Genomic DNA, 7,796 nt, shown 5'->3' with positions numbered 1-7,796 from the left:
GTTCATAATAATTGAGGTTTGATTGTATTCACTGCCGCAAAGCTACAACCAAACCTCAAAGTGTAAAAGGTGCATTTCTTCGAATGCTTACACTGTTACAGCAAATGGCAGAAAAAAAGAACGGCTACCAAACCCGTTGCTGCAACAGTTGATTCAACCCCGCCGAAGCGTTGGAATAAATGTTCGGGAATGATAGCCGTATAAGTATATGCATCATACTTTACGCAATGTCTTCTTGTTCGTATATGAATTTGCTGGCGACATTCATGTCTGGAGCAAACCTATGGGCATAAAAAAGCCCAAATTCGTATTTGGACAAATAGCCGTTTGTCCGGTCGGGGTTGAAAAAACAGCTCAACCAACTGTTACAGCACTGCAAATATGGCAAAAGTTTTTGGAATGGCAAAAGAAAAAGGTTATTTTTGTAGCAAAAGAAAGTCATTATGAAAATCATTATCCAGTACTTCAAGAAAAGATACGAACGCAAGTTACGTGAACGCTGCGTGAAATATGCTACAGAAGCCTACAGAGGAACCGGCTATAGTCCTCACGAAGAAGCTGAATTTATCTACCGATTTATTTTACAAGGTTCTCTTCATAGGGACATCTTGAAGGTAACATGACAGGAATATTAAAGCGAATTTTACTAATAGATACATTCTGCGTACCTTCCTTTGAAGATGCTCCCAAACCTATCACACTTGCCATTACTCCTACTTTAGCTCCAGTTTCTGCATTATCAGTGATTGAGACTGTTAAGTCAAAATCAATATTTGAAATAGAATGAGTTTTATAGTTCTTATTGATAAAAGGTGTATCAGCTTTCTTCACATCTGTTGGATTCACTATAACAGTATCACTCGACAATTCCGCATTGAGTTCCTCAATCGATTCCACTATTTGTGTAATGGTACTTTTAATAAATGATTTGAGTTCCATAATAAAAATGGCGAATCCCTTATCAAGACATGCCCAAAGGTTATAGTATAAACCTTAACCCGATTTTACGGATTATATCTTGAAAAGGGATTCATATTTATTATACGTTCTATACTATCATTTATTGGGCACTACAAAAATGGGAGTTTTATTTGAAATGGCAAAAGAAAAAGGTTATTTTTGGAATAAAAGAAAGAAGTTATGCAAGACCAATACAAATTAACTCAATTGGAGGATAGAATCAATAAAGTATGTACGGATTTCAACTTATTGAAAGAATCTATCAGCTGGCTTCCAATCATCATCATGATATGCTTTTTATCAGGTCTGATAATAGGACTCTTGATAGGCTTCCTATAAGTGCAAATATACTCCATTTCTGCACATGTTAAAATTTTCATGTGCAGAAAATGCATTTTTGTTCAATAAAGAAGAAATACATAAAATTTTCTTTATGGAATTTGTGCATAAAGAAATATTTATGTATATTTGCATTGTCATTAAAACAAAGAGATATGGAAAAAGAAACAAAAATGCAACTGGTTGCAAAGCTTACCCAGTTAAAATTGTTATCTAAAATGTATGAACACACTTTCAAGAATGCAGGAAACCAAATGAGTAGGCAGAAGATGGATGAACTCTTGGATGCAAAACTGGAAACAGACAAACAGATAGCACTTTTAGAAAAGGTTTTGAAAGAATTGGAAAAATGAAGTTAAACAAGCTCCCCATAAGGGGAGCACAAAACAATAAGCTTATGGCACTTAAAGATGATTTGAAGAAATTGCATGAAATCGCTCACTCCGGCACACCGGATGCCATGGAGAAATATGTTGCTCTCTCTGATGAAATAACCAGTAAATACACAGATCAAAAAGATGTTGATGCAATAGCCGATTTCCTAATCAATGGCTACAAGGAGGTTTCATCAGAAGCTGAAGAATTGAACAACTATATCACATTGAAGCAACAAATAGCTCCCTATACGGAAATCATTCCATTGGGATACATTGCCAAGAAGTATTTCGGTAAAAGTACCGCATGGCTTAGCCAACGTATCAATGGCAGCAAAGTTAGGGGTAAAGTTTATACGCTCAGCAAAAAGGATTTGGAGACATTCAACTTCGCTCTCCAGGATATAAGCAAACAATTAGGTTCACTCTCCATATCTTGAGAGACGTTTTATGACAACTTATCCCCGTAGTATGAACCGCTACGGGGATTTTTCGTTCTACCGACCACATCAATATAAAGAAGGCTTTCACACAAGTTGGAAGCCTTCTTTTGTTTGGAGGGGATTATTCTACTTTCATATACCCGTTGGAAAGCAAATCCTCCAAAAAATGCTCCGGGGTATCAGCTCGGACTACATGCCCCGTCTGGTCATGGAAACGGTCGGCGAAATGGTACATATATTCCTGGTCGGTACATTCACTGTCGAAACGGCTGCTTTCACGGAGTTTGGTTACAAAGTCTGCAGGGCAGGAGGCGGCAATTATACCGCCATCCTGCAAAGTGTAAGTTGTCATCATATTATGCTAATTTTTTGGTTCTCAATTTGAAAAATACTTTTTGGTCGGCTGTCAGAAAGGGGATATTTGAAAGCGGGCATCCCGAATTCACCATGCCGTATTTTGCAAAGGTAATCATGTTGGCGGCAAACCGTATCCAATTTTCCATCTTTGTGAAATTGGTGGTACCCGAATGCTGGCGAAATTCAACTGTGCGGTGGCGTGCGTAAGCCTCAAGGTTCAATTTGTGGTAGCGGTCGTTTCCAAAGGCTGAACGTAGCTGCATGATGTTCTCTGCCTCCGTTATACTGCGTTCTGAAATTCCGGTAAGGCATTTGCAATATCTGTTGTTCCGGCGGGTACCCGGCATAAAGGAGTCGATTACCGGTTCGAGGCGGCGGTAAGTTATTGCAAGGTTGCGCCAGGTTTCAATGGTAAAGTCTGCAGCGTCCATGTGTATATGAAGGCCGCAGCTGTCGTTCACCTTCACATTGCAATAATCGAGCACCCAGCATACCTTCTGAAGTTCCTGCAATCCGGCTTCCCCTTCAAGTATCGGGCTTACCAGCTCGAAAGTATCGTTCCCTCTAAGACTTCTGTCTGTAACCAGCTTCCAATGGTCGCGGGTGTTATGGTTGTAACCTTCCACTGCAACTGCAATTCCGGCCTCACGAAGTTCACGGGCAAGAACTCCCTTTTCGCAGTTATATGCCTCTATCTCGATGCCGAAACGTCTGTTGAAAGTATAGTCCAATTCGGGGCAGGCTACGATGGCCGGTTGCTGGCCGAATCTTCCGGCTTCCAGCATTTTCTTATATACGTTCTGCACGAAACCGTAATTTCCGTTTGTTACCAAATCGGCTACCTGGCGGCGGGTCAGACCTAAAAGAAGGAGCTGCTGTATCTTTGCCGTCTTTGTTATGCTCTGGTTAAGAATGTTTGTAACTTGTTCGTTCATAATGTTTTATCCTTTATTTTTCGTACAGCTAAGGTAACACTATTAACGCGCATAACGTAGTAATATCTTGTTTATTATCAGTGTATTAGCTTTGTTTAGCTTGAGTAAAAAAATGATTATTTCTCGTGGTAGGGATGACGGAAAAGAGTAATCAGGAGTAGCTCCTGACCGCGAACTTCGACAGCCCACAGCCAGGATGGAAATAAACAACATGAACAAAAAGTTTCTGAACCATTTAATGGCCCGATATTTGCTACTCACTAAGGGATGGTTTGACATTGAACAAATCGGTTGCTGCAGAACTGAACATGAGTGTCCAACCTATGGATTTGAATTCGGATGAGACAAAAGGGATAATGTCATGATTCTCCGATATCTTATCAAGCCATGGCAAATCCTCAGACCGTGAATCGAGAATAAGCCTTTTCCGAAGTGCCGCAAGGAGAGACAAGGTCATTTCCGAGGCAATGGCCGTCTCAACCATGTCTGCGGAATCCGAAACTTTCATGGCTATGGTAGCTGCAAGTTTCTGGCTGTCAAGAATGGAGTTGTGTGTGTCACGGCTTGATGTGAATTCTCCGAAATCCACGAACAGATAGTTGCCGGTAATATTATCGACGCGCTTCTTTACGTAATCGTATGACTGCCCGAAAACAAGATTCTCAAGTTCGGGCATTATCGGTTCCGGGAGTTTTTTGACATGCCCAAGCAGTTCCGCATATTGGACAAAGTCACTTGAGCCGTTGGCGAACATGGAGACAACCCCTTCCTTTTGGGGAAAACGGGCAAAATATCTGAGTAAATCAAGTATCATAGGATTTCATTTATTATGTGAATTGGAAGTCTGGTTTCTCTCGCAATATCCGCTTTATCCATTTTGGCCGCATGCAGGCTGCGCACCGTATCAATAATTTTTTTCCGGAGGATGGTCAAATACTGGATGACATTCATGTGTTCGATGGTTTCAATATCCCCAAACCCGTCTGAACTCAAGTTGTACAGAGACTCAAGTGCACCCGTGGAAATGGCAGAAACTTTGGTCTCCTCAAGTTCTGTAAGCAACTTGAACTCAGTTTTGGTAAACAGATAATTGATGAAGGCCTGAAAATTGAAGGCTATGGGAATAAGCTCATCCATCGGCAGCCCAGTGAACTTCTGTGCCAACTTATGCGCTCCGGCAGATGAATACCGGTCCGGATAGTAAAGGATAGCGGCCAATAACGGAAGCTGCTCTTTCGGACATCCAAGGAGACCACGTGCCTCAATGAACTGGAGTGCCGTAAGCGAGCAAGTAAGACGGTTGAACATGGTTTCTATATTATAGGCAAAAAAAGTTTCATCTTCAAGATGTATCGCCGGAACCAGTTGTTTGCAGAAACATGAGTCAACTGCATATTTGTAGTCCAGTCTGTCCAGATACCTGGATATGGTTATTCCATGCAACCGGTGTGGTGGTATCTTCTTACAGAGTCTGTATGTTTCAGAATCCAATTCCTGGAGTGCTGCATCATTATCCGGATAGACAATCGTGAACGGAAATGTCACCTGCTCTGCAAGCCAGGCCACATTTGCCCATCCATCCGTATTCCTTATTTTTTGAAGATTCCATCCCATAATCCGGCAAACATAATTCGCACGGACCATGCCGACGGATATTTTTCCCTCCGCAAACCTTTGTATATCACGCATGAGTGTTTGGAAGTGATAAGGAGTTAATCCATCCCAGGAATTGGGGATGCTGTATTGCATTCCTTTTGCTATAAAATCTATTGTCAACATGGCATCAGCATTATTATGTCGTCCGGACGGTTAAAGGATGTGTTCGTATCTACAGAGCCGGAACTGTCCGTTGACAAAAGCAGATCTATATTGGCCAGTTCCCGCTTCACCTCTTCAAGCAGAGAAGCGGACAACTCAAGCATGCGGGCCTGCTCATCCTTCCCAGACCTGCTTGCCTTAGACTCGTCAAACAGACTTCTTATTGTCGGTGGAAACTCTATAATGTCAAATCTCCGCAGGGCAATGGCTATGGTCTGCTTGGCGAGGCATCGTTTGAGCGGGCGCAATACCTCCTCCTTTTTCTCTGCCCGTTCAAAATAGGCCGATATCCCGTCATCCAGCGCTTCGCTCTGGATCGGTATGGTCCGGAAAAAGAACAGATAGGACATGTCTATCGTATACAGCATGTCGAACTCCTCCGTACTCTTTATTTTAAGAACATCAAGCATCTTTTTGTATCTCGTTTCTTTCCAGGAGGGCACGGTCTGACTGTTGTCAAGCAACTGGATGACAGTATCCATGGCATTATAATAGTTCTCGATATACGACCTGCGCATGCTTTCCTGCTCATGCTTGTATATATCGACATCATCCTTGCGCTTGGATACAACATCAAAAATGAGCTGTTTGGCCATGGTAAGATTGGCCATAGCAAGACGCAGGGCCTCCTTCAGTTCGCCCTCGTCTGCCGTCAGATCGGTGTAGACATCTTTGGTAAGGATGATAACCATCTGCTTTTTCGCAGAAATGGCAGACGAATTGAGCTGGTCGAAAGTGACATTGCTCTCTGCATAGGGAGCATACTTCCGAAATTCCGAAATGGTGGTAAACAGTTCTTCCAATATTCTCATGACTGTTGCTGATTTAGTCTGTTTTGAGGTGAAACATCTTCCTGGCGTGCCGGGACTTCGCGATAGAATCCAAGACGGTACCCCTGGCTGTATAAATGGGGAAAGTTTATCTGTATGGCCATATTGAACGGTTCGGAGCAGATTTCGTCTTCCGAAGTCAGTGACATGATGTATATCAGATAGTTGTAATACGCATCGGCTCCTGATTTGGATATGACCCCGTCCTTGCTGACACTGGATATGGAGGAGTCAAGTCCCACGCTTGACAGCAGCACCTCATCGGCGCGTTTGTCATAGGATATCAAGGCATCGATATATTCCTTGTATTTCAAATCAACCGTCTCTATCTTCCAGCGTTCCTCTTCGCCCTGGCTGTTCTTGAAGCTGATTGTCGCATACGCCTTACCCTGGTTGTCTGCACCGGACAGATAGCGGGAGATCTTGCGCAGTTCAGACTGCAGATACTTTATCAGGGTGGATTCCTTGAATTCCGAACCAATCACGATGCCATTGTACATCAGTTCTTCCTCATTGTTTTTCTTGCGCCGTTTATTCTCGTCGCAGAGTTTGGTTATCTGGATCCTCTTGGACTCAAGCCAGGCATTGGGGATGACAATGTGTATCTTGGCGGCAAGCGAATTACGTAAAAAGGAGTTGATATAATCAGCCGTATCGTTGGAACCCTTGATGTAGGACCTGGTACCGGCATGGGTTTCGTTTACACCGTAGAACTCATCCACGGATTTTTCCCGGTGATGGGAAATGGCCGCGAATCTGTAATTGGCAAGCTCCGAAAAGGAAAACTTCGGATAGATGCGGAAAGTGGAAGTGCCATACCCCCAACGCCCTACGGCAATGTAGCGGAAATCCCGGTAGTAGACAACATCTGTCGCCACATCCTTCTTGGTGGTGGCCAGCCGGCAATGTTTGTTCTCCATGGATTCAAGGCCGGCAACGGGCATCGTCCCTCTTGCTTTTCCCTTTGTGAAGCGCCACTTTACGAAACAGTCCCTGAAATAGTAGTAGTTCTTGATGATTGACTTGGCCACTTCCTTATAACCCGATTCAAGACCGCGCTGTTCCCAACTGTTGAGCCAGTCCATGATTTCCGGACAGTCAACCCACTGTTTCAGAAGTTTCCCGTCCACGATTGCCGGCTTGTACACGGCAAGCCCATGACCATACAGCATGTTGACCTGCTTGGTAATCAATCTCGGCAGAAGCCGGTTCTTCTTTATGTCGGACGCGATTTCCTCGCATTTCATGTTGTTGAAGCCACGGCTGCACACCTGGAATCCCTGGATGCTCTGCCACTGCGTATCCGGAAGACTTCCTCCACTCAGGGGGAACATCGGGTCCGGTTCCAGGACTGAAGCCATTGGCCTGTCTCCAATCTGGAAGGATATTACATTGTCATCGTCAAGATAGCAACCGAAGTTGCCTACCATTTTGAGATTGCTTTTACTCATAACCAATCTATTTTATGAAGTTTGAAACCATCTTGAGGAAAGCCCATGTACCTGATGAGAATACGGTAGCACATCTTGGGTTCCCCGTCTGCGTCTGTAAACAGAAAGAAGTTGTCACTGTCTATACTGAATCTTTCTTCAGGCAGTTGAGTACGCCATCTGCATCCTTCTTTAACTGTCAATGTGGCTGATGCCTCCCCTTTATGCCTGGAACACGGGAAGAAGGCAATGGTAAAGCAGCCGTCAGGCAGTTTTGATATCTCTTTGGCCCATTGCATCGCTTGAATAC

Annotated in this window: 11 protein-coding genes; 3 read left to right on the top strand and 8 right to left on the bottom strand. The window is 43.6% G+C overall.

Features of this window, described 5'->3' with window-relative positions:
• Nucleotides 1-208 precede the first annotated feature (208 nt).
• Nucleotides 209-496, top strand: a complete 288-nt coding sequence (locus tag ABUA47_RS21280; RefSeq protein ID WP_349824560.1) for a hypothetical protein — start codon at nt 209-211, stop codon at nt 494-496.
• 80 nt (nt 497-576) lie between these two features.
• On the opposite strand, the gene ABUA47_RS21275 is transcribed toward ABUA47_RS21280, so the two are convergent.
• Nucleotides 577-939, bottom strand: coding sequence for a hypothetical protein (locus ABUA47_RS21275; protein WP_349824561.1), 363 nt, complete (start codon nt 937-939; stop codon nt 577-579).
• 515 nt (nt 940-1,454) lie between these two features.
• Between ABUA47_RS21275 and ABUA47_RS21270 the strand changes: the two genes are divergently transcribed.
• The gene (locus tag ABUA47_RS21270) at nt 1,455-1,652 is read left to right on the top strand and encodes a hypothetical protein (protein WP_117599675.1); all 198 of its coding nucleotides are present in this window, start codon (nt 1,455-1,457) and stop codon (nt 1,650-1,652) included.
• A 44-nt stretch (nt 1,653-1,696) separates the two neighbouring features.
• Complete coding sequence (locus tag ABUA47_RS21265; RefSeq protein ID WP_044467566.1) at nt 1,697-2,113, top strand: DUF5053 domain-containing protein; 417 nt, start codon at nt 1,697-1,699, stop codon at nt 2,111-2,113.
• Between the two features lie 124 nt (nt 2,114-2,237).
• Here ABUA47_RS21265 and ABUA47_RS21260 read toward each other — a convergent pair whose 3' ends face one another.
• From ABUA47_RS21260 to ABUA47_RS21230, 7 genes are all read right to left on the bottom strand, one after another.
• Complete coding sequence (locus ABUA47_RS21260) at nt 2,238-2,471, bottom strand: hypothetical protein (RefSeq protein ID WP_044467563.1); 234 nt, start codon at nt 2,469-2,471, stop codon at nt 2,238-2,240.
• Nucleotide 2,472: 1 nt separating this feature from the next.
• Nucleotides 2,473-3,408, bottom strand: a complete 936-nt coding sequence (locus ABUA47_RS21255; RefSeq protein ID WP_349824562.1) for an amidoligase family protein — start codon at nt 3,406-3,408, stop codon at nt 2,473-2,475.
• A gap of 253 nt (nt 3,409-3,661) precedes the next feature.
• The gene (locus ABUA47_RS21250; protein WP_119961580.1) at nt 3,662-4,222 is read right to left on the bottom strand and encodes a hypothetical protein; all 561 of its coding nucleotides are present in this window, start codon (nt 4,220-4,222) and stop codon (nt 3,662-3,664) included.
• On the bottom strand, nt 4,219-5,187 hold the full coding sequence (locus tag ABUA47_RS21245) for a hypothetical protein (RefSeq protein ID WP_287578349.1): 969 nt from the start codon (nt 5,185-5,187) through the stop codon (nt 4,219-4,221). The genes ABUA47_RS21250 and ABUA47_RS21245 overlap by 4 nt, the downstream gene beginning before the upstream one ends.
• The gene (locus ABUA47_RS21240; RefSeq protein WP_151882863.1) at nt 5,181-6,038 is read right to left on the bottom strand and encodes a hypothetical protein; all 858 of its coding nucleotides are present in this window, start codon (nt 6,036-6,038) and stop codon (nt 5,181-5,183) included. The genes ABUA47_RS21245 and ABUA47_RS21240 overlap by 7 nt, the downstream gene beginning before the upstream one ends.
• The gene (locus ABUA47_RS21235; protein WP_287578346.1) at nt 6,035-7,507 is read right to left on the bottom strand and encodes a hypothetical protein; all 1,473 of its coding nucleotides are present in this window, start codon (nt 7,505-7,507) and stop codon (nt 6,035-6,037) included. Before ABUA47_RS21235 ends, ABUA47_RS21240 begins: the two co-directional genes overlap by 4 nt.
• Entirely contained in the window at nt 7,504-7,794 is a 291-nt protein-coding gene (locus ABUA47_RS21230; RefSeq protein WP_349832009.1) for a hypothetical protein, read from the bottom strand. The genes ABUA47_RS21235 and ABUA47_RS21230 overlap by 4 nt, the downstream gene beginning before the upstream one ends.
• Between the last annotated feature and the right edge of the window lie 2 nt (nt 7,795-7,796).

The sequence above is a fragment of the Bacteroides sp. RTP31139st1_H2_RTP31139_211217 genome (assembly GCF_040227615.1).
Taxonomy (GTDB): Bacteria; Bacteroidota; Bacteroidia; order Bacteroidales; family Bacteroidaceae; genus Bacteroides; species Bacteroides uniformis.
Note: the sequence above shows the minus strand (reverse complement) of the source record. Positions and strands in the feature narration are given on the sequence as shown.